This is a genomic window from Paractinoplanes globisporus DSM 43857, assembly GCF_000379645.1.
GTDB classification, from domain to species: domain Bacteria; phylum Actinomycetota; class Actinomycetes; order Mycobacteriales; family Micromonosporaceae; genus Actinoplanes; species Actinoplanes globisporus.
In genome coordinates this window covers 18,382-39,348 of sequence record NZ_KB903315.1, presented here as the reverse complement: position 1 = coordinate 39,348, position 20,967 = coordinate 18,382, and the positions used below count along the sequence as shown (strand labels likewise).

Sequence of the window (20,967 nt, the reverse complement as noted above, 5' to 3'; positions counted from 1 at the left end):
CGGTCATCCGACGCGGTCGAGGAAGTCGAGGGAGCGCTCGACGACCAGGGCGGTGGCGCCGGGATCGTAGGACGGTAGCGAGCTGTCGGTGAACAGGTGCCCGTCGCCGGGGTAGACGAAGAGCTCGGCCTGGGCCGGGCCGACCGTGTCGACCAGGTCGCGAGCGGCGTCGATGTCGCCCTCCAGCGCGAAGAAGGGGTCCTTGTCCATGCCGTGGATCTGGACGGGGACCCCGGCCGGCCAGGGGCCGATCGCCCACTCGCCGTGGATGGGCAGGCAGGCCTCGTAGAGCAGGGCGCCCCGCGCGCCGGGCCGGGTCTGGGCCAGGCGCTGGGCGGTGACCACGCCGAACGAGAAGCCGGCGTAGACCGCGCCGTCGGGAAGGCCCGCGGTGGCCCGGGCGGCCAGCGCGTCGTCGCCGATCTGCTGGGTCAGCGCGAAGCCCTCCTCGATCGAGGCCGGCCGGGCGCCCTCGAACAGATCGGGCGTGTGGACCGTGTGGCCGCCCGCGCGCAGGCGGTCGGCGAAGGCGAGCACCCCCGGGGTGAGGCCCTGCACGTGGTGGAACAGGACTACTTCGGCCATGACCGTTACGCTCCTGGGATTGGACGACGGGGATCAAACGATCCAATATTTTAGAACGGTCGGGAAATGTCGGTCAATCAGCAGATCCCCGATTACGAGCTCGACGACCTGCTCGTGGTCACCGCGCCCGAGCAGTTGCGCGCGCTGGCCGACCCGTTGCGCGGCACGCTGCTCGAGCTGCTGCTGGAGCGGGCGGCCACCGTCACCGAGATGGCGCGGGCGGTCGACCGGCCCAAGAGCAGTGTCGCGTACCACGTGAACCTTTTGACCGAGGCCGGCCTGCTCCGGGTCGTGCGCACGCGCCGGGTCCGGGCGATCGAGGAGCGCTTCTACGGCCGGGTCGCGCGGACGTACTACGTGGGCGTGCTCAATCGACCCGAGGACAAGCAGGTGGTCGCCTCGATGAACGGCCTGGCGGCGGCGGTGGCCGAGTCGGCGGCCGCACACGCCGCCGACGACCTGCGGTGCACGCTGGTGCACGCGCGGATCCCGATCGAGCAGGTCCGCAGCTTCTGGGCCGAGGTGCAGGAGGTGGCCCGCCGGTTCGCCCAGATCCCGCGCTCGGGCGACCAGGTCTACGGCTTCGTGGCCGGCCTCTATCCGACCGACGCGCCCACCCTGCCCGACGCCGACTCCCCGGGCGACGGCCGCGGCTGACGGCATCGGATCATTGAGGGCTATGAGCAGGCGGAAGCGGGACGTCACGGCGGAAGAGCTCGTCACGGAGCTGCACCCGTACAACGAGTGGAACGCCGCCCACACGCGGGCGGCGGTCGCGGAGATCGGCGAGCTGGTCCGATACCTGAACCACGCGACGCAGCATCCGGAAGCGCTTCCCGACCCGGCCGAGGTGGGGGAGATGCTGCGCCTGCTCGGTCAGTCCGTCCGACGACTGCCGCAGGTGCTGAAGCAGGCCGGCGGCCGGCTGGAGTCGCTCGGCGGCGGCGACGCGGCCGCCGGGATCGCCCGCGAGCTCGCCGGGCCGGGCGAGCTCGGGGAGCGGCTGGACGCGCTCGGCCAGGAGATCGAGCGCGCCGGCTTCGCCGCCAAACGGCTCGGCGGCGGGAGCAACGCCGTGGCCTCGGACTGGTGAGGCGCCGGACGCTTCAGCCGGGCTTCAGTGCTGTTCCAGCCGGTGCCGGGAGCCTGTCTGTGTCCTGAGGGAGACACGGATGAGGGGGTCCTCAGTGCACGTCACCATCTCGAGGCTGAAACCGAGACGCCGCGGGTCATCACCTGCCGCATCTCGACGAGCAATCCGTACGTGGGGAACGACAGCGCCGGCTACCCCGCGGTCTGGGCGACCGGGGTGACTCACTGCACCAATCGCGTGGCCGAGATAGCCCAGACGCATGTCCTGTACTGGGGCGGCACCCAGGAATCGAACATCTACCTGGCCCACTGGGACTCGAACGAGGTGGACACCTACCCCGAAGGGCCCTGCGCCGCGGGACCGTGGACCTCGTACGCGGAAGCGATGGTCTATTTCCCCGCGGGCTACTACCCGGCGGTGGGAACCATCCACGTCTCCGGCTTCTCCACGATCTTCGCCGACAGCTGCACCGTGACCAGTCCCGGCGGCGGCGGCGGTGGTGGCGGAGGCGGTGGTGGTGGCTGCATCATCACCTGCCCGGTCGCGCCGGACGTCCCGGCCGCGCCGGAACAACGGTGAGGGCACGCGCGGACTGCCGCCGGGACCCGGCAGTCCGCGCGATCACGGCTCAGGCGCTGACCCGGGCCAGCAGCGGCCGCACCAGCTGGGCGAACTCCGCCGGCCGCTCGATCTGCGGCATGTGGCCGGCGCCCTCGAACAGATGCCAGGTCGCCGCCGGGAACGCCGCCCGCGCCGCCGCGAGGTGTGAGACCGGCAGGATGTGGTCCCGGTCCCCCCACACGATCAGCGTCGGCTTGCCGTGCCGGGCCACCCGGGGCAGCAACTGGGAACGCCACTGCGACGCGATGCCCCGGAAACCGCCGAGCGCGCGGGCGATCTCCAGGTAGACCGCGGCGAAGTCGGGCTGGTGGGCGATCTTGATAGCCATCGCGATCCGCTCCGGCGTGACCATCGCCCGGTCGGCATAGAGGGTGCGCTCGACCCGCGGCGCCGTACGACCGTCGATGTGCGACAGCAGGTAGCGGCCCATGCCGGGGACGGCGAGCATGCGCAGCGCGAACGTCACCTCCTTGCCGAAGCCGGCGCTGTTGACCAGCGTCAGCGTCGACACCCGCGACGGGTCGTCGACCAGCATCTGCATCGACACCGCCCCGCCGAGGCTGTTGCCCATCAGATGCACGGGCCGCGTCTCGCCGAGCGTCTCGAGCGTCTGCCAGACACCGTCGGACAGGGACGTGAGCGTCGCGCTCTCCGGATGGCGCTGGCTCAGGCCGAAGCCGGGCATGTCGATCGCGATCACCCGGTGGTCGGCCGAGAGCAGGTCGTGCTGGGCCGACCAGTCCTCCAGACTGCGGCCGATGCCGTGCAGCAGCACCACCGGCGGGGCGGACGGGTCGCCGGTCTCGTGGTAGCGGATCCGGGCGTCGCGCACGGTCACGTAGTTCATCGGGCGACCTCCTGCGGCGTGCGGCGGGAGACCCGGGCGGACGTCGCGGCGCGGATGATGCGCGCGTGCCCGACGGGCAGCAGGCGGGCCAGCAGGTCGGGCATCTTCGCGCTGGAGGCGATCAGCAGGCGGGCCTTGCGCTTGGCGACCGCGTCCAGGATCTGCCGGGCGGCCTTCTCCGGCGGGTACGTGAGGAGCTTGTCGAAGATCTTGCGGTTGGGCTCGACCTCGTCCGCCGGGACGCCGCTGCCGACCACCGCGTTCTCGGCGATCCGGGTGCGGATCCCGCCCGGGTGGACGGTGGTCACCCCGATCCCGTCGTCGGCCAGCTCGCTCTGCAGCACCTGGCTCAGCCCGCGCAGCGCGAACTTGCTGGCGCTGTACGCGGACTGCCCGGCCGGCGCGATCAGCCCGAACAGGCTGGACACGTTCACCAGGTGCGCGCCGGGCGTGGCCTTCAGCGCCGGCAGCAGGGCGTGGGTCAGCAGGAACGGCGCCCGGAAGTTCACGTTCATGACCTTCTCGAACTCGTCGACGGTCACCTGGTCGAAGCGGCCGCCCAGCGCCATCCCGGCGTTGTTGACCAGCAGGCCGATAGAGGGGTGCTCGGCCAGCACCTGGGTGGCGACGCCCTCGACGGCGGAGCGGTCGGACAGGTCGGCCACCAGCATCTGCACCGACCGGCCGGGGTGGACCCGGTCGATCCGGGCGGCGACCTCCTTGAGCCGTGTCGGGTCGACGTCGACCAGCACCAGGTCGCTGCCGCGCGCGGCCAGCCCGTAGGCCAGCTGCTCGCCGATGCCGCTGGCCGCGCCGGTCAGCACGGCGGTTCGGCCACCGAATTCGTACGGGGTCATGACGCGATCTCCTCCATGGGGGCGGGGGCGGGACGGCGGGTGAAGGTCATGTCGCGGGTGACGTCGGCGCGCGGGGTGATGACCACGTCCCGGATGTAGTTCTGCCGGACCAGCCACGGGTCGCGGTCGCCCTGACGGGGAAACTTGTCGAGCGCCCGCTGCACGTACCCCGAAGAGAGATCGAGCAGGGGACGGCCCTGACCACCGGGGTTCTCCGGCACGGCCACCGCGTAGCCGTGCCGGTCCATGTGCTTGAGCAGCCGCATCACGTAGCGGTGGGAGAGATCGGCGCGAAGCGTCCAGGACGCGTTGACGTACCCGATGCAGTAGGCCAGGTTCGGGACGTCGCTGAGCATGATCCCGCGGTAGGCGGCGTGCTCGCCGACCTCGACCGGCGCGCCGTCGACGGTGACCCGGACGCCGCCGACCGGCAGCAGCGAGAGCCCGGTGGCCGAGACGACGATGTCGGCCTCGAGGACGCGGCCCGAGCGCAGCCGGATCCCCTCGGGGACGAACGTGTCGATGTGGTCGGTGACCACCTCCGCGCGGCCCGACTTGATCGCCTCGTAGAGGTCGCCCGAGGGGATCACGCAGAGGCGCTGGTCCCACGGGTCGTACCGCGGGTTGAAGTGCTCGTCGACATAGGCCGGATCGTTCAGGGCCTTCACGGCAAAAGATCGCAAGATTTTGCGTACGCGCGCGGGCCGGCGCCGGGCGAGCTGGTAGAAGCCCTGCGTGAGCGCGATGTTCTTCGCCCGCGTGATGCGGTTGGCCGCGCCGGCCGGCAGCACGCGGCGTAACGCGTCCGCGACGACGTCCCGTGACGGCAGCACCGTGATGTAGGAGGGAGAGCGCTGCAGCATCGTCACCAGCGCGGCGTCCCCGGCCATCGCCGGCACCAGGGTCACGGCCGTGGCCCCGCTCCCGATCACGACGACCTTCTTGCCCGCGTAGTCGAGATCCTCCGGCCAGAACTGCGGGTGGACCAACGTGCCCGAGAAATCCGAGATGCCGGGAAAGTCGGGCTGGAAGCCGGTGGCGTAGTCGTAGTAGCCGGTGCAGCCGTACAGAAAAGTGCAGGTCAGCGACGAGCCGTCGGCCAGCCCGACCGTCCACCGCGCGTCGGCCGAGGACCACGAGGCGGTCGCGACCTTTGCCCCGAACCGGATGTGCGGCAGGATCCCGCCCTCGGCCGCCGTCTCCTCGATGTAGCGGCGGATCTTGTCGCCCGGCGCGATCGACTCCGGTTCCCGCCACGGCCGGAACGGGTAGCTCAGCGTGAACATGTCCGAATCGGAGCGCACCCCCGGGTAGCGGAACAGGTCCCACGTCCCGCCGATCGCGTCGCGGGCCTCGAGGATCGCGTACGTCTTGCCGGGCAGTTGCTCCTGAAGCCGCCAGGCCGCGCCGATCCCGGACAGGCCGGCGCCGATGATCAGAACGTCGAAATGTTCGGCCATGCTGCCAGTCTCGTGACCGATCCCGCCCGCCGACTTGCCTTCGCGCGACACTGATTTATCCTTTCGCGACATGGGATCCGTGGTACGGGCCGCCGGGCTGCGCGGACTGCCCGCCCTCATCGACGAGCTTGGTGGTGACGGCCGGGCTCTGTTCGCGCGCCACGGCGTCGACGCGGCGCTGCCCGACACCGACGACGCGGTGATCCCGTCGCTCGCGGCCGGCCGTCTCCTCGAGGCGGCCGCCGCCGACCGCGACTGCCCCGACCTGGGCCTGCGCCTGGCCGCCCGGCAGGACATCGCCGTGCTCGGCCCGCTCGCCATCGCCATCGAGAACTCGGCGACGCTGGGGGAGGCGCTCGACTGCGCGACCCGGTTCCTGTTCGTGCACTCGCCCGCGCTGACCGTCACGCAGATCCCCGACCCGTCGGGCCGGCCGGAGGTGCTCGGCCTGCGATACGGCTCGACCGAGCTCGACCCGCTGCCGCCTCAGGTCTGCGACAACGGGCTGGGCCTGCTGCACCGCATCACCCTGCTGCTCGCCGGCGGCCGTTACGGCCTGCGGTCGGTCCACCTCACCCACCGTCCGCTCGCGCCGGTGGCCCGCTACACGGAGTTCTTCGGCGCCGACGTCCGCTTCGCCCAGCGCTCGGCCGTGCTCCGAGTGCCGGCGACGGTCACCGAGGCCCGGGTGGCCGGCGGCAACCGGGTGCTGCGCGAGGTCGCCCTCGACTACATGCGCACCCATTTCCCGGCCCCCGAGCGCCCGCTCGCCGAGCAGGTCCGCCAGCTGGTCACGCAGTCGCTCGGCTCGTCGCCGGCCGACGTCGCCGCGATCGCCCGCCGCCTGCAGACCCACCCGCGCACGCTGCAGCGCCGCCTGGCCGCCGAGAACACCAACTACGACAAGATCCTCGACGACGTACGCCGGACCGCCGCGCACCACCTGATCACCACCACCGATCTCCCGTTCAGCCAGATAACCGCGATGGTCGGCCTGACCGAGCAGTCGGCGCTGACCCGTGCCGTGCGCCGCTGGTACGGCACGAGCCCGCGCAACCTGCGCCGCGCCCCCGAGCGCCCCTGACCCCGCGCCGCCGCGTGCCCCTGACCCCGCGCGGCCGCGTGCCCCTGACCCCGCGCGGCCGCGTGCCCCTGACCCCGCGCGGCCGCGTGCCCCCGACCCCGCGCGCACCGCGCCCGGCGACAAATCCGATTTATCCGTCGCGGGCGACAAGTCTGGGGGAGGCGGGATGCTGGTCAGCGGAACCATGGTGGGGTGCCTGTTCCGCTCAGGCGGATGCCGCCCCACGGGTCGGGGTCGCTCAGACGGGCGGTCGCCTGGCGTGCGCCCGGAATCGTCAGCTCGGCCTCGCGCGCGCCGGCGCCGACCCGTTCCCGCAGCTCGGCGTCGGGAGTGGTGCGGCCGGCCCAGCGGAAGCGGCCCTCGATCGGCTCGAAGTGGGCCGAGACGCGGATCGTCACCGGGAGCTCGGCGTCGCCGACGCGCAGCGTGGCCGGCCCGCGATACTCTTCGTCGGGCAGGTTCCCCAGTTGGTAGCTCTCAGTTTCCATGCCTCGTCTCCTCCTGATAGGCGGCGAGACCGCCGGGGATGTCGGCGGCGTGCTTGATGCCGGAGATGCCGCCCCACAGGAACGTCGTCAGGTAGTCGCCGAGCGCCTCCCGGCTGATCGGCTGCTGCTGCCGCAGCCACCAGTCGCCGACCGACTGCACATATCCGACCACGCCGTACGCCCAGGGCAGCGCCGCGCCGGAGTCGAGGCCGCGGGCGCGCAGCCGGTCGCCAAAGATGCGGGCCAGGCCGCTGGCGACGGTGTCGACCACGTCGGCGACCACGTCCCGGTGCCGGGTGACGTCGGGCTGGTGGACGACGAACTGGTAGAGGTTCGTGTCGGCCTCGATGTGCGCGAGGTAGGCGTCGATGGCCGCCGCGATCACGTCCCGCTCCTCGCGCACCTGGGCCACCGCCGGGACGATCGCCTCGAGCACCATGCCCGCCGACTCCTGGCCGACCGCGAGCCACAGCTCCGATTTGTCGGCGAAGTAACGGTAGAGCACCGGCTTGCTGACCCCGGCGTGCGCGGCGATCGCATCCATCGGCACCTCGGGGCCGAGTTCGCGGATCGCCTCGATGGCCGCCGCGGTCAGCTCGGACCGCCGCTGCTCGCGGTGGCCGGCCCAGCGGCCCCTGCGCCCGTCGGTATTGACCGGCTCCTCGTCGCGCTTCATAGTACTAGGAGTAACTGTTACCGGAGGTAACGTCAAGTACGTCACAGGAGGATCCATGACGACGACGGATCGCGACCGCACCGCAACGCGCCTCCTGCGCTCCTCCGCCGAGCACTCGTACGACCCCGAGGTGGAGATCGACTGGGAGGCGCCGTTAGTCCCGGCCCTGTACTTCGTACCGCCGCACCGCTCGAGCCTCTACGGCACCGACCTGTGGGAGGGGCTCGGCGAGGAGCAGCGGATCACGCTCACCCGGCACGAGGTGGCCAGCATCGCCGGTCTCGGCGTCTGGTTCGAGACGATCCTCATGCAGCTGCTCGTCCGCGGGTACTACAAGCAGGACCCGAGGGCCGCGCACGCGCAGTACGCGCTCACCGAGATCGCCGACGAGTGCCGGCACTCGGTCATGTTCGGCCGGATGATCGACAAGCTGGGCACCCCGGTCTACCGGCCGGCAGGCATCGACTCGTTCCTCGGCAAGTGGATCGGCGCCACCGGCACCGGCCCGCGCATGTTCGCGGCGATCCTCATCTGCGAGGAGATCCTCGACACGCTGCAGCGCGAAGCGATGGCCTGCGAGCAGGTGCAGCCGCTGGTGCGCATGGTCAGCCGCATCCATGTGGTCGAGGAGGCGCGGCACGTCCGGTACGCGCGGGAGGAGCTGGCCCGGCAGGTGCGCGTGGCCGGCCGCGGGCGGCTGACCTTCGACAAGCTCGTGGTCGGCCGGGCCGCGTACCTGTGCGGCACGCGCCTGATCCACCCCGGCGTCTACCGCTCGGTCGGCATCGACCCGGCCGTGGGTCACAAGGCCGCGCTGGCCAATCCCCACTTCCGCGAGACGCTGAGGTGGTCGGGCGAGCGCGTCGTCGCGTACCTTAATGATCTTGGTCTGATCGAAGGCCCGGGCAAACCGCTCTGGCGCCTGTCGGGTCTGCTGTCGGCAGCGTAAGAGTCACGTTGTGTGATTGTCGCGGGTGTGCCGGACCTAGAGGGGGAGGTCCGTCACACCAGCGCACCCACTTTCTGCCCGATCGGCCGGTGGGTGGGCGTCACGCTGCGTGACAGATTTGCCCCGACAAGGGGAGGACCACATGGACGACGCCTTCGTTGCCTACGGCGACGGCCGTGCCGACGGGCTCGCCGGCCGCGAGGACGCCACCCGCGCCACCGACGCCGACTACCGCGTCGGCCTGGTCGACGGTCAGCTAGCCGCGTTCGAGGACGCGCTGGTCGCCGCGATCCGCCGGGCGATGGGCGACAAGCTCGATGGATGACGAGTTCGGCGCCTACGAGTCCGGCCGCGCCGACGGCCTGGCCGGCACCCGCGACGCCGCCCGCGCCGGCCATCCCACCCTGGGCCGCGACTACCGCATAGGCTTCATCGACGGCCGCCTCGAGGTCTACCGCCTGCACGCCAGCCTCCGCCGCATAGTCGAGAACGGCGACTGACCCGCCACCGCCCCCCACCTCGGTGCCGACCCCGACGACCGACGATCCGCGACCCCGACGATCGACGATCCGCGAGCCCGACGATCGACGATCCGCGAGCCCGACGATCAGCGAGCCCGACGACCGACGATCCGCGAGCCGGACGATCGACGATCCGCGAGCCGGCGCCGACCACCGCCAGGTCGCCGCAGACTTTGCTCTGCGCACCCCCACGCGCGACGACGCCACGGCGGCCGTACCGCCACCCCAGCCGCGCGTCTTGGTGAGCAGAGCAGCGCGTCTTGGTGAGCAGAGCAGCGCGTCTTGGTGAGCAGAGCAGCGCGTCTTGGTAAGCAGAGCAGCGCGTCCCAGTGAGCAGAGCGGTGCGTCTTGGTGAGCAGAGCGGTGCGTCTTGGTGAGCAGAGCGGTGCGTCTTGGTGAGCAGAGCGGTGCGTCCTGGTGCGCAGAGCAGGGCGTCTTGGTGAGCAGAGCAAAGGCATCGCGACAGGTCCGACGACCCGCGCCGCGCGGAGCGGGGCCGCGTTGGTCTCGGGTGACGGCGCCGGGGCGGGGTGGCGTCGCGGGGTAAGGGGGATGCCGGGGGAGCGGGTGGGGCGTGGCGGGACGGTAACGTTGTTCTCACATCCGGGGGCGGGCGGTTGTGCATGCGCGTTGACGCCCCGGAAACCCCGGCTCGACGAAGTGGTAACCGCAGGTGGTGACGCTGGCGGAAACAAACGGCGGGATGGGGACTGGATGAGCGAGGGCGGCGTGCTGACGGGCTTCACCGTCGCGGTTACCGCGGAGCGGCGCCGGGACGAGATGGCGGCGTTGTTGCAGCGCCGCGGGGCCCGGGTGGTGACCGCGTCGGCGATCGCCATCGTGCCGCTTGCCGACGACGACGCATTGCGCGCCGCGACCGAGGCGTGCATCGGGCTTGCCCCCGACCTGGTCATCGCCACTACCGGGTTCGGCTTCCGGGGGTGGATCGAGGCGGCCGAGGGCTGGGGGCTCGGCGACCGTCTGCGCGAGGTGCTCGGCAAGGCGCGCATCCTCGCCCGCGGGCCGAAACCGTGTGGTGCGATCCGGGCGGCCGGGCTCACCGAGGAGTGGGCGGCCAAGACCGAGGCGTCCGAGGAGATCCTCGAGAAGCTGCTGGCCGAGGGTATCTCCGGGCACCGCGTGGTGGTGCAGGAGCACGGTGAGCCGCAGACCGAGTTCGTGGCCGGGCTGCGCGGCGCCGGGGCGGCCGTGGTCGAGGTGCCGGTGTATCGCTGGGTGCCGCCGCCGGACACCGCGCCCGTGCGCCGGCTCGCCGAGCAGATCTGCGCCGGCCTGATCGACGCGGTCACCTTCACCAGCGCGCCCGCGGTCCGGTCGTTCCTCAAGCTGGCCGGCGACGACGCCGGCTGCGTTCTCGAGCGCTTCCGGACGAGCACCCTGGTCGCCTGCGTCGGCCCGGTCACCGCCGCGCCGCTCGCCGAGCGGAACGTGCCCGTGGTGATGCCCGAGCGGTTCCGCCTCGGCGCGCTGATCAAGACCCTCACCGACGAGCTGCCCAAGCGTGCGGTCCGGCTGCGGGTCGCCGGTGAGACTTTGGAGGTACGCGGTCACGCGGTGCTCCTCGACGATGTGCCGCATCCGCTCGCGCCCGCCGCGATGGCGATCCTCAGCGCGCTGGCCGCCAAGCCCGGCGCCGTGGTCTCCAAGGATCAGCTGATCGCCGCCCTGCCGCGGGGCAACGACAGCCACGCGGTCGACGTGGCGGTGGCCCGCCTGCGCACCGCCCTCGGCTCGGGCAAGCACATCGAGACCGTCATCAAGCGCGGTTACCGCCTGCGGGTCGGCGAAGCCGCCGCATGAAGCCGACCCTGCTCGCCGTCGCCCACGGCACCCGCTCGGCCGCCGGTCAACGGCAGATCCGCGACCTGGTCGCCGCGGTCGCCCGTCGCCGGCCCGAGCTGGACGTCCGCCTCTCCTATGTGGACGTCCAGCAGCCCCGGATCGGCGACGTCGTCCCGGCCGTCCGCGACGCCGTGGTCGTCCCGCTGCTGCTGTCGGCCGGCTACCACGTGCGGGTCGACATCGCGAACGCGGTCGAGGGAACCGGAATCCCCGTCACCGGGACGCTCGGCCCCGACGAGGTGCTGCTGCGAAGCCTGACCCGGAACCTGCCCGCCGCGGATGCCGTGGTTCTGGCCGCCGCCGGCTCGTCGGATCCGGCGTGGCGGGAGAGCACCCACGAGATGGCCTCGAAACTTCAAGCCCATGTCGCGTACGCCTCGGGCAGCGCACCGAAGGTCGCCGATGTCGTCGCGGATCTCCGGCGGCGGGGCGCCCGCCGGATCGCCATCGCCGCCTACCTTCTCGCCGACGGCCTGTTCTACCGCACCCTGCACCGCGCCGGCGCCGATTCGGTGACTCCACCGCTCTGTCTCGACCCGACGGTGGCCGGTCTCGTGCTGCGGCGGTATGAATCGGCGCTCCTCACAACGGCCGCCGGTCGCTTGTAGGGTTTTCCGAACGTTCGCGCAATCGCGACGGTCCGGGCGCAAAACAATGGCCCGGAAACATCCGGGTCGTGATTAAACAGCGCTTGGTGGTCATCGGAAACGGCATGGCCGGCGCCCGTACGGTGGAGGAGATCCTCGCCCGGGGCGGCGACTTCGACATCACGATGTTCGGCGACGAGCCCTACGGCAATTACAACCGGATCATGCTGTCCAATGTCCTCGCGGGCGTGGAGGACGAGTCCGGGATCTTCCTGAACGACCTCAACTGGTACGCCGACAACGGCATCACGCTGCACGCCGGGGTGCGCGTCGACCGCATCGACCGGCGGAGGCGGACGGTCCACGGGTCGGACGGCAGCGAGACCGCGTACGACAAGCTGGTCATCGCCACCGGCAGCAGCGCGTTCGTGCCGCCGATCAAGGGCGCCCACGTTCCCGGCCGCGGCTACCACCAGGGCGTCTTCGTGTTCCGCACGCTCGACGACACCCGCGCGATGATCCGGTACGCGCGGGAGCACGAGCGCGCGGTCGTCATCGGCGGCGGCCTGCTCGGCCTCGAGGCGGCCCGCGGCCTGCAGAACCACCTCGGCCACGTGACCCTCGTGCACGCCATGGGCCACCTGATGAACACCCAGCTCAACGAGCGGGCCGGGCGCACCCTGCAGGCCACGATCGAGCAGAAGCTCGGCATCGACGTGGTGGTCGACGGCATGACCACCGAGATCCTCGGCAAGCACGCGGTCACCGGCGTGAAGCTCGCCGACCGCCGGGTCATCGACTGCGACGTGGTCGTGATGGCGGCCGGCATCCGGCCGAACTCGCAGCTGGCCGCCGACAGCGGGCTGGTCGTCGAGCGCGGCGTCGTCGTCGACGACCAGATGCGGGCCGCCGGCGAGGACGACATCTACGTCGTCGGCGAGTGCGCGCAGCACCGCGGCGAGGTGTACGGGCTGGTCGCTCCCCTGTGGGACCAGGCGAAGGTGCTCGCCGACCACGTCACCGGCGCCAACGCCGCCGCCGCGTACGAAGGCTCGCAGGTGTCGACGAAGCTCAAGGTGGCCGGCGTCGACGTCGCCGCGATGGGCCTGCAGAGCCCCGAGCACGAGGACGACGAGCTGCTCGAGTTCGCCGAGCCGAAGCGGGGCGTCTACAAGAACGTCATCATCCGCGACGACCGGCTCGTCGGCGCCACCCTGGTCGGCGACAACAGCAAGGCGCTCGCCCTGATCAAGGCGTTCGAGAAGGGGCTGCCGCTGCCGGAGGACCGGGCCGCGCTGCTGTTCGACCTGGGCGGGCCGGCGGCCGAGGAGAGCGTCGCCGACATGCCCGACGACGAGCAGGTCTGCAACTGCAACGGCGTCTCCAAGGGCGCTCTCCGATCCTGTGTGGACGCCGGGTGCAAAACCGTCAGCGGCGTCATGGACAAGACCCGGGCCGGGAAGGGCTGCGGCACCTGCAAACCCCTCGTGCAGCGGATCGTCGACTGGGCCAACGGCGGCGAGGCCGAGGAGGACTCGGCAGCCTCCTACTACGTGCCCGGCGTGCCGATGCCCAAGCCCGAGCTGATGGACGCGATCCGGCTCTACGAGCTCAGGTCGGTGTCCTCGGTGTTCGCGAAGCTCGGCGGCGAGGAGGACGCGAAGAGCAAGATGGGCCTCGCGTCGCTGCTCAAGATGATATGGGGCGCCGAGTACGTCGACGAGCGCGACGCCCGTTTCATCAACGACCGGGTGCACGCGAACATCCAGCGCGACGGCACGTTCTCGGTGGTGCCGCAGATGAAGGGCGGCGTCACCACCCCGGCCAACCTCAGGCGGATCGCCGAGGTCGCCGAGCGGCACGGCGTGCCCATGGTCAAGCTCACCGGCGGCCAGCGCATCGACCTGCTCGGCATTCCCAAGGAGAAGCTGCCGCAGATCTGGGCCGAGCTCGACATGCCGTCCGGATACGCGTACGCGAAGAGCTTCCGGACCGTCAAGACGTGCGTCGGATCGGATTTCTGCCGCTTCGGCGTCGGCGATTCCACCGCCCTCGGGATCGCGATCGAGGAGCGTTATCAGGGAATCGAGGGGCCGGGCAAGATGAAGCTCGCGGTCACCGGCTGCCCGCGCAACTGCGCCGAGGCGTACGTCAAAGACCTGGGTGTTGTTGCTATTGACGGCGGCAAATGGGAGATCTACGTCGGCGGTGCGGCCGGCGCCCACGTCCGCAAGGGCGATCTGCTCGCGACCGTCGGTTCCGCGGACGAGGTCATCACGCTGACCGGGCGGTTCCTGCAGTACTACCGGGAGAACGGGAACTGGCTCGAGCGCACCTACGCCTGGGTGCCGCGGGTGGGCATCGAGAAGATCCGGGCGGTCGTCGTGGACGACGCCGAGGGCATCGCCGCCGATCTGGACGCGCGGATGGCCGCGGCCGTGGGCGCCTACAAGGATCCCTGGAAGGAACGGGCCGAGCCCGCGACCCCGGGACAGTTCCGCACCTCGCTGCCGCTGACCGTGCTGCCCCAGGTGCCGGTGCGCGCATGAGGACTCTCGGTTCTGTCGGCGACATCCCCCTGGGGGAAGGCCGCACCTTCGCCGTCGACGGCGAGATGATCGCCGTCTTCCGGCTCCGCGACGGCTCCGTCCGGGCGCTCTCGGCCGTGTGCCCGCACCAGGGCGGCCCGCTCGCGGACGGGCAGATCGACATGAAGCAGGTCGTCTGCCCTCTGCACCTCTATTCGTGGGACCTCGCCACCGGCTGCTCGCTCAGCGGGCAGGAAGCGGTGTCCGTCTATCCCGTCCGCGTCGACAACGACCAGCTCATCTTGGAGATGTGACATGACAGCTACGCTGCCCGTTGCCCGCCCGGCGAGCCAAAGAAGCAAGCTCAGCGTCAGAGGCCATTGGATCGACGACTGGCGCCCGGAGGACCCGGCGTTCTGGGCCGCCACCGGCGCCCGGGTCGCCCGCCGGAACCTCATTTTCTCGATTCTCTCCGAGCACATCGGCTTCTCGGTGTGGTCGCTGTGGTCCGTGCTCGTGCTGTTCCTCGGCCCGGCGTACGGCATCGATCCCGCCGGTAAGTTCCTGCTCACGGCCGTGCCCACCCTCGTCGGCGCCGCGCTGCGGATTCCGTACAGCTTCGCGGTCCAGCGTTTCGGCGGCCGCAACTGGACCGTCTTCAGCGCGTCCCTGCTGCTCGTGCCGGCCGTGCTCGCGGCGTTCCTGATCCGGCCGGGCGTCTCCTACTCGACCCTGCTGATCCTGGCGGCGGTGGCCGGCGTCGGCGGCGGCAACTTCGCCTCCTCGATGACCAACATCAACGCGTTCTACCCGAACCGGCTCAAGGGCTGGGCGCTGGGCATCAACGCCGGCGGCGGCAACCTCGGCGTCGCGGCCGTGCAGCTGGTCGGGTTGTTCGTGCTCGCCGTCTTCGGCGCGGGTCACCCCGGCATCGTGGCCGGCATCTACATCCCGCTGATCGTGATCGCGGCGCTGTGCGCGGCCCTCTACATGGACAATCTGACCCAGGCGCGCACCGAGAAGCGGGCCATGCGCGACGCCACGCGCGAGCCGCACACCTGGATCATGTCGCTGCTCTACATCGGCACGTTCGGCTCGTTCATCGGCTTCGGCTTCGCGTTCGGCCAGGTGCTGCAGGTGCAGTTCCACACCGAGTTCGGCACCCCGGTCAAGGCCGCCTACCTGACCTTCCTCGGCCCGCTGCTCGGCTCGCTGATCCGCCCGCTGGGCGGCGCGCTGGCCGACCGGCTCGGGGGAGCGCGGGTCACCTTCGTCAACTTCATCGCGATGGCCGCCGGCGCCGCGATCGTGCTGCTGGCCGCCCAGCAGAAGTCGCTCCCGCTGTACATCGCCGGGTTCGTGCTGCTGTTCGTCCTCAGTGGCGTCGGCAACGGCTCGACGTACAAGATGATCCCGGCGATCTTCAAGGCGAAGCACCCGGCCGACGAGCCCACCGCCCGCCGCCTGTCCGGCGCGGTGATCGGCATCGCCGGAGCGATCGGCGCGCTCGGCGGTGTGATGGTCAATCTCGCCTTCCGTCAGTCCTTCCTGGAGACCAAGAGCGCCGATGCCGCCTACGTAGCGTTCATCGCCTTCTACGCGTTGTGCGTGCTGGTCACCTGGGCCGTCTACCTGCGGCCCGGCGCCCGTACCGCCGGCAAGGTTTGATCGACGATCGTGCCGCCCGGCCGGTTTTCCGGCCGGGCGGTTCGCTAATGTGAGCGCGTGTCCCCCATCGAGCTGAACACGGACGTTCCTCATTCCGCCCGCATCTACGACCACCTGCTGGGCGGCAAGGACAACTTCGCGGCGGACCGCGACGCGGCGGCGGCCATCACCGCCGACTGGCCGCACCTGGCCATCTCGATGCGGGCCAACCGCAACTACATGGCCCGCCAGGCGCGGTTCATCGCCGAGGAACTCGGCATCCGTCAGTTCCTCGACATCGGGGCCGGCCTGCCGACCAGCCCCAACCTGCACGAGGTCGTCCAGGGGGTCGATCCGACGTCCCGGGTGATGTACGTGGACAACGACCCCATCGTCCTCGTGCACGCCCGCGCGCTGCTGACCAGCGCCGCCGAGGGCTACACGTCGTACCTCGACGCCGACCTGCACAACCCCGACGCGATCATCGCCTCGCAGGAGTTCCGGGAGACGTTCGACCTGAGCAAGCCGGTCGCGTTGAGCCTCATCGCGATCCTGCAGTTCATCGTCGACGACGACCACGCCCACCGGATCATCGACACGCTCATGGCGCCCCTGCCGCCCGGCAGCGTCCTCGCCATGTCGACGGTGACGGCCGACAGCGCGCCCGACGAGGTCAACAAGGGCGTCGCGGCGTACGTCGCCCGCGGCATCAACGAGAAGGCCCGCGACCGCGCCGAGTGCGAGGACCTGTTCCGCGGCCTCGAGCTGATCGAGCCCGGCTGTGTGCTGGTCAACCACTGGCGCCCCGACGACGCCGCCCGGGCCGTGCCCGACGAGCACGTCCACATGTACGGCGGCGTCGCCATGAAGCGCTGACCGCTCGGCTCTTCGCTCGTCAGCTCGAGTAGACCTCCAGGGCGGAGAGCTGGCCGGCCGGCCAGGCGGTGTTCCCGCTGATGGTCACCCGGACGTAGCGGGTCGCGGTGGGCGTGCAGGTCACGCTCACCGTGTTGGAAGAACCAGGGTCGAACGTACGGCCCGCAGAGCCGGCCAAAGTGGAGAAGTTGGCGTTGTCCGTGCTGCCGGCGATGGCGAGCGTCTGCGTGCGGGCGCCCCAGGACGGCGGCAGTTTGAGCACGAACCGGCCGACGGTCTGGGCCGAGCCGAGATCGACCTGCAGCCACTGCGGGAACGCGTTGTTGGTGCTCTCCCAGTAGGTGTTCGCGTTGCCGTCGACCGCGTTGCCCGGGCCGTAGGACTGGGTGTACCCGCTGGAACTGGTGGCGCGCCCGGCCGCGAGATCGGTGACCACCGGCGGTGGCGTGCTCCCCCCGTACGCCTGGATCTGGGAAAGCTGTGCGGCCGGCCAGCCGGAGTTGCCCGCGAAGCTGAGCCGCAGATATCGGACGGCGGAGCCGGACAGGGTGATCGTGACCGCGTTGCCGGTGGCGGGGTCGAAGACGTAGCCGGCCTGGGCCTTGAGCGTGGCCCCGGTCGCGCCGTCCTGGATCGTGATCGTCTCGGTGCGGCGCTCCCAGCCGGCGGGCAGGCGCAGAACCACGCTGGTCAGGGTGGCACTCGCGCCGAGATCGACCTGGAACCACTGCGGGAAGGCGTTGTTGGCGCTCTCCCAGTAGGTGCTCGTGCTGCTGTCGACCGCGTTGCCGGGCGCGAATCCGCCGTTGGCGCTGCTGGCGCTGGTCGGCTTGCCGGCGGCGAGGTCACCGGTCGGCGGGGGCGGCGGCTGCGTGCCGAGGGTCGGCTGGGTGGGACGGGTCGCGGTCAGGGCGATCTGTCCCTTGAGCATCTTGCCGCCGTCGGTGGTGATGCGCAGGTAGTAGTCGGTGTCGCAGCGGGTGCCGTCCTCGTCGAGCGCGCGGATGCCGGTGCCGGCCGGGACGTCGGCGGCGGTCGCGGCGGTCTTCGCGATCTGGTTGCCCTCGTTGAACTCGTCGAACATGGACACGTACAGGCCCTGGGCGCCGAGCCGGACCATGTTGTAGATGCTGCGCCAGTAGAAGTCGCCGTGCCGCCGGGCGCCGGCCGACAGGTCGCCGGGCAGCACGCAGGGCTGGTAGTCGATGCCGCGCGCGTTGCAGTCGGCCTGGTCGGCGAGGTTGACGTTGGTGTAGAACCAGTCCAGGCCGTCCAGGTCGCCGGTGCGGCCCACCATCCACGGCGAGATCATGTTGAGCGCGTGGTAGACGTCGAGGTACCCGGCCCGGCTGTCGTTCTTGCCCTCCCGCCAGTATGTGGGCACGCCGCCGATCACGTAGCAGCCCTGGCCCTTGAACCAGTTGATGACGTCGAGGCAGGCGGCCGGGGTGAAGTTGTGGTTGTCGTCGTTGAAGCCGAAACCCCAGATGCAGACGACGGGCTTGCCGTTCTGCCGCGCGTACATGCTGGAGGCGGTGTGCGCGGACATCTTGGTGGACCAGTCGGTCTTGATCTCGTTCTGCATCGACGACCAGCCGCTGACGTCGTACATGATGTAGAACTTGCGGCCGGTCGCCTCGGCGGAGGTGCGGACCTTCTGGGCCATGGCGTCGCGGGTCGGGCCCTCGTCGCCCATCGGGTTGAACCGCTGCAGGGCGGCGGTGTCGATCCCGTACGTGCGCATCCAGCCGAAGTGCGTGTCGACGGTCTGCTGGTCGTACGAGGAGAAGAGGTTGGCGGTTCCGCCGCCGCCGAGGTTCGGGTACGCCGTGGGGTAGGCGTGGGTGTAGTCGTGCATGTCGGGCCAGGACACGATCGTGGTGTTGCTGGGGGACGGCGGCTGGAAGCGGTCGCGGCTCCAGTGCCACCAGCCGCCGATCGGGGCGCCGTCGCCCGGGCAGGCGAACCAGCCCTGGTAGCCGACGCTGATCTTGCCGACGACGTCGCCGGGGGCGGAGGCGGCCTCGGCGCCGGTGGCGGCACTCGCCTCGGCGAGCACGACCGCGGCTGGGGACAGGGCCGCGGCGGACAGGAGGGTGCGTCTGGTGAGGGGCATGTCGATCCTTTGATCTGGGGATGTTCTTGCCTGGGGGATCGACGGTCATCGTGGCAGCCCGCGTCACATGATTGCAATAGTTGGACGCCTTGTTGAAATATTGCGGTTACGAGGCTGGAAAACTTGGGCGTGGTTGACTCGGGGCATGCTGCCATGGAGTTATGACCTCGCCGGTCAGTTGCACCAGGAGACGATCGACTCGGAGCTGCTGCGCGACAATCCGCTGGGTGACCCCCACGTGCGCCCGCTCTGGGTCTACACGCCGCCCGGCTACGAGTCCGGGTCCGGCCGCTACCCGTCGATCTACGTGATCCAGGGCTACAGCGGGCATCTCGGCATGTGGGCCAACCGGACGCCGTTCCGCCAGCCGTTCGTCGAGACCGCCGACGAGGTGTTCGCCCGCGACGAGGCACCCGGCTGCATCGTCGTGTACGTCGACGCGTGGACGGCGTACGGCGGCTCGCAGTTCGTCGACTCCCTCGGGACCGGCCGGTACCACTCGTACCTCTGCGACGAGGTCGTGCCGTTCGTGGACGCACGCTTCCGCACCCTGAACAGCCCCGCGTCCCGCGCGATCAGCGGGAAGTCGTCCGGCGGCTTCGGCGCAATGATCACCCCGATGCTGCGCCCCGACCTGTTCGGCGCCCTGGCCACCCACGCCGGCGACAACCTGTACGAGCACTCGTACCTGCCCGAGTTCGCCAAGGCCGCGCGGGCCCTGCGCGAGTACGACCACGACGTGCAGAAGTGGTGGGCCGACTTCCAGGGCCGCACCGCGTTCACCAAGGAACACGACATGTCGCTGGTGATGGTCCTCGGCTGCTCGGCCGCGTTCTCACCGGCCGACGACGGCACGCCGCTGCTGCCCTTCGACCCGCGCAGCGCCGAGCTGATCCCCGCTCTCTGGGAGAAGTGGCTGGCCTGGGATCCGGTGCGGATGCTCTCGGTCGACGGGTACGCGGACGCGATGCGCTCCCAGCGGGCGATCTGGATCGACGGCGGCACCCGCGACGAGTGGTTCCTCGACCTGGGCGCCGAGGCGTTCCGGGCCGGCCTGTCCCGCATCGGCGTCCCCGACGACCGGGTCCACTTCGAGCTGTTCCCCGGCGGCCACGGCGGCATCGACTACCGCTACCCGCTGGCCCTCGCCTGGCTGGCCCAGCGGCTGGAGCGCTAGGCGTTCGCTCTGGTTCGCCACGCCTGGCCGGCGATGCCGCCGGCCAGGCTCAGGGCCACCCCGAAGAGGCCGAGCATGGCGGAGAGGCCGAACATCGCCAAGACCAAACCCTGGTTGACGTAAGCCCGCATCGAGCCGCCGCCGCTGTGCGCCAACCCGTCGATCTTCGCCTGCTGCTGGGACACGATGCCCAGCCAGACGTTGTCGACGACCGCGAAGGTGGCGATGGTCAGCGCCCCGATCGCCACGCCGGCGGCCAGCCCGGCGATCGCCTGGGCCCGCCGGTCGGCGCCCGACCGGGCCGCGACCGCGCCGACCAGGGCGAGCGCGACGAAGACGCAGAGGTAGGCGACGAGCACCGAGACCGCGTCGTCGTCCTGCGTGGAGGGGAAGACGACGTTGGAGCGCAGGATCTCCAGCGAGAGCCCGAGCCAGACGATCCCGACGATCAGCGCGGTTTGTCGGGCGAGCCTGCGGTTCTCCATGGTCAGGCCTTCCTCGAGATGGGCGTGGAGCGCGCCTCGGACGAGATCGGCGGCGAGGCGCGGCGCCGGGCGGGACGGGCGCAGGTCGTGCACCAGCTGGGCGAGCTCCTCGCCGTACCGCTCGCGCCATCGGCCCGGGTAGAGGCGGATCAGCTGGTCAAGCATGTGCCGCCCCCAGCCGGCGGAGCCCGACCGCAGCCACCTGCCGGACGTGCTCCAGGTAGGCCTGCACCGCCTCGGCGCCGGCCGCGGTGATCCGATAGGGACGGCGCCGCTCCTCGGCCGGCAACGCCTCGATCAGCCCGCGCTGCTCGAGCCGGCTCAACGCGCCGTACAGCGTCCCCGGCCCCAGCGTCGCGCCCGCGACCTCCTCGATGTCCTTGATCAGGGCATAGCCGTGTTTCGGACCGCTGGCGAGGCTGACAAGGATCAGCACGCTCGGCTCGGCGAACCTGGACTCCATCGGGCACCTCCTACGCGAGACGTTATATCGCATCACGTAACATC

Annotated in this window: 23 protein-coding genes; 14 read left to right on the top strand and 9 right to left on the bottom strand. The window is 70.8% G+C overall.

Annotated elements, in window-relative coordinates:
- Window positions 1–3 precede the first annotated feature (3 nt).
- On the bottom strand, window positions 4–585 hold the full coding sequence (locus A3CQ_RS0128815; protein ID WP_020514425.1) for a dienelactone hydrolase family protein: 582 nt from the start codon (window positions 583–585) through the stop codon (window positions 4–6).
- A 66-nt stretch (window positions 586–651) separates the two neighbouring features.
- Here A3CQ_RS0128815 and A3CQ_RS0128810 point away from each other — a divergent pair, with 66 nt between their 5' ends.
- The 3 genes from A3CQ_RS0128810 (at window position 652) to A3CQ_RS0128800 (ending at window position 2,257) form a co-directional block, all read left to right on the top strand.
- Entirely contained in the window at window positions 652–1,242 is a 591-nt protein-coding gene (locus A3CQ_RS0128810; RefSeq protein WP_020514424.1) for a winged helix-turn-helix domain-containing protein, read from the top strand.
- A 22-nt stretch (window positions 1,243–1,264) separates the two neighbouring features.
- Window positions 1,265–1,678: a hypothetical protein gene (locus A3CQ_RS0128805; protein ID WP_020514423.1), complete on the top strand. Its 414-nt coding sequence runs from the start codon at window positions 1,265–1,267 to the stop codon at window positions 1,676–1,678.
- 171 nt (window positions 1,679–1,849) lie between these two features.
- Window positions 1,850–2,257 carry a hypothetical protein gene (locus tag A3CQ_RS0128800; RefSeq protein WP_020514422.1) on the top strand — a complete coding sequence of 136 codons (408 nt, stop codon included), beginning with the start codon at window positions 1,850–1,852 and terminating at the stop codon, window positions 2,255–2,257.
- Between the two features lie 49 nt (window positions 2,258–2,306).
- On the opposite strand, the gene A3CQ_RS0128795 is transcribed toward A3CQ_RS0128800, so the two are convergent.
- The 3 genes from A3CQ_RS0128795 to A3CQ_RS0128785 are packed head-to-tail and all read right to left on the bottom strand — an operon-like array spanning window position 2,307 to window position 5,463.
- Entirely contained in the window at window positions 2,307–3,146 is an 840-nt protein-coding gene (locus A3CQ_RS0128795) for an alpha/beta fold hydrolase (RefSeq protein WP_020514421.1), read from the bottom strand.
- On the bottom strand, window positions 3,143–4,003 hold the full coding sequence (locus tag A3CQ_RS54415) for an SDR family NAD(P)-dependent oxidoreductase (RefSeq protein ID WP_020514420.1): 861 nt from the start codon (window positions 4,001–4,003) through the stop codon (window positions 3,143–3,145). The genes A3CQ_RS0128795 and A3CQ_RS54415 overlap by 4 nt, the downstream gene beginning before the upstream one ends.
- Window positions 4,000–5,463, bottom strand: a complete 1,464-nt coding sequence (locus A3CQ_RS0128785; RefSeq protein WP_026206310.1) for a flavin-containing monooxygenase — start codon at window positions 5,461–5,463, stop codon at window positions 4,000–4,002. The genes A3CQ_RS54415 and A3CQ_RS0128785 overlap by 4 nt, the downstream gene beginning before the upstream one ends.
- Before the next feature lie 70 nt (window positions 5,464–5,533).
- On the opposite strand from A3CQ_RS0128785, the gene A3CQ_RS0128780 reads away from it, so the two are divergent.
- Window positions 5,534–6,547: an AraC family transcriptional regulator gene (locus A3CQ_RS0128780; RefSeq protein ID WP_020514418.1), complete on the top strand. Its 1,014-nt coding sequence runs from the start codon at window positions 5,534–5,536 to the stop codon at window positions 6,545–6,547.
- A 173-nt stretch (window positions 6,548–6,720) separates the two neighbouring features.
- On the opposite strand, the gene A3CQ_RS0128775 is transcribed toward A3CQ_RS0128780, so the two are convergent.
- Window positions 6,721–7,035 carry a DUF4873 domain-containing protein gene (locus tag A3CQ_RS0128775; RefSeq protein ID WP_020514417.1) on the bottom strand — a complete coding sequence of 105 codons (315 nt, stop codon included), beginning with the start codon at window positions 7,033–7,035 and terminating at the stop codon, window positions 6,721–6,723.
- Window positions 7,025–7,711 carry a TetR/AcrR family transcriptional regulator gene (locus tag A3CQ_RS0128770; protein WP_020514416.1) on the bottom strand — a complete coding sequence of 229 codons (687 nt, stop codon included), beginning with the start codon at window positions 7,709–7,711 and terminating at the stop codon, window positions 7,025–7,027. The genes A3CQ_RS0128775 and A3CQ_RS0128770 overlap by 11 nt, the downstream gene beginning before the upstream one ends.
- A 55-nt stretch (window positions 7,712–7,766) precedes the next feature.
- On the opposite strand from A3CQ_RS0128770, the gene A3CQ_RS0128765 reads away from it, so the two are divergent.
- The 9 genes from A3CQ_RS0128765 (at window position 7,767) to A3CQ_RS0128725 (ending at window position 16,682) form a co-directional block, all read left to right on the top strand.
- Entirely contained in the window at window positions 7,767–8,660 is an 894-nt protein-coding gene (locus A3CQ_RS0128765; RefSeq protein ID WP_020514415.1) for an AurF N-oxygenase family protein, read from the top strand.
- Window positions 8,661–8,802: 142 nt separating this feature from the next.
- On the top strand, window positions 8,803–8,985 hold the full coding sequence (locus tag A3CQ_RS0128760; protein WP_020514414.1) for a hypothetical protein: 183 nt from the start codon (window positions 8,803–8,805) through the stop codon (window positions 8,983–8,985).
- On the top strand, window positions 8,978–9,160 hold the full coding sequence (locus A3CQ_RS0128755) for a hypothetical protein (protein WP_020514413.1): 183 nt from the start codon (window positions 8,978–8,980) through the stop codon (window positions 9,158–9,160). The genes A3CQ_RS0128760 and A3CQ_RS0128755 overlap by 8 nt, the downstream gene beginning before the upstream one ends.
- Before the next feature lie 735 nt (window positions 9,161–9,895).
- Window positions 9,896–11,002: a uroporphyrinogen-III synthase gene (locus A3CQ_RS0128750; protein ID WP_020514412.1), complete on the top strand. Its 1,107-nt coding sequence runs from the start codon at window positions 9,896–9,898 to the stop codon at window positions 11,000–11,002.
- On the top strand, window positions 10,999–11,652 hold the full coding sequence (locus A3CQ_RS0128745) for a sirohydrochlorin chelatase (protein ID WP_020514411.1): 654 nt from the start codon (window positions 10,999–11,001) through the stop codon (window positions 11,650–11,652). The genes A3CQ_RS0128750 and A3CQ_RS0128745 overlap by 4 nt, the downstream gene beginning before the upstream one ends.
- A gap of 68 nt (window positions 11,653–11,720) precedes the next feature.
- Window positions 11,721–14,180 (top strand): nitrite reductase large subunit NirB, encoded by a 2,460-nt coding sequence (nirB, locus tag A3CQ_RS0128740; RefSeq protein WP_245577358.1) that lies wholly within the window; start codon window positions 11,721–11,723, stop codon window positions 14,178–14,180.
- A complete protein-coding gene (locus A3CQ_RS0128735; protein WP_020514409.1) occupies window positions 14,177–14,473 on the top strand; it encodes a Rieske (2Fe-2S) protein in 297 nt (98 codons plus the stop codon). Before nirB ends, A3CQ_RS0128735 begins: the two co-directional genes overlap by 4 nt.
- 1 nt (window position 14,474) lies before the next feature.
- A complete protein-coding gene (locus A3CQ_RS0128730) occupies window positions 14,475–15,827 on the top strand; it encodes a nitrate/nitrite transporter (protein ID WP_020514408.1) in 1,353 nt (450 codons plus the stop codon).
- A gap of 57 nt (window positions 15,828–15,884) precedes the next feature.
- A complete protein-coding gene (locus tag A3CQ_RS0128725) occupies window positions 15,885–16,682 on the top strand; it encodes an SAM-dependent methyltransferase (RefSeq protein ID WP_020514407.1) in 798 nt (265 codons plus the stop codon).
- A gap of 19 nt (window positions 16,683–16,701) precedes the next feature.
- Here A3CQ_RS0128725 and A3CQ_RS0128720 read toward each other — a convergent pair whose 3' ends face one another.
- Window positions 16,702–18,798 (bottom strand): glycoside hydrolase family 99 protein, encoded by a 2,097-nt coding sequence (locus A3CQ_RS0128720; RefSeq protein ID WP_020514406.1) that lies wholly within the window; start codon window positions 18,796–18,798, stop codon window positions 16,702–16,704.
- A 145-nt stretch (window positions 18,799–18,943) separates the two neighbouring features.
- Here A3CQ_RS0128720 and A3CQ_RS0128715 point away from each other — a divergent pair, with 145 nt between their 5' ends.
- Complete coding sequence (locus A3CQ_RS0128715; RefSeq protein ID WP_026206307.1) at window positions 18,944–19,975, top strand: alpha/beta hydrolase; 1,032 nt, start codon at window positions 18,944–18,946, stop codon at window positions 19,973–19,975.
- Here A3CQ_RS0128715 and A3CQ_RS0128710 read toward each other — a convergent pair.
- Window positions 19,972–20,625 carry a hypothetical protein gene (locus A3CQ_RS0128710; RefSeq protein ID WP_020514404.1) on the bottom strand — a complete coding sequence of 218 codons (654 nt, stop codon included), beginning with the start codon at window positions 20,623–20,625 and terminating at the stop codon, window positions 19,972–19,974. The genes A3CQ_RS0128715 and A3CQ_RS0128710 overlap by 4 nt on opposite strands.
- Window positions 20,618–20,923, bottom strand: a complete 306-nt coding sequence (locus A3CQ_RS0128705) for a PadR family transcriptional regulator (protein WP_020514403.1) — start codon at window positions 20,921–20,923, stop codon at window positions 20,618–20,620. Before A3CQ_RS0128705 ends, A3CQ_RS0128710 begins: the two co-directional genes overlap by 8 nt.
- Window positions 20,924–20,967: the final 44 nt, after the last annotated feature.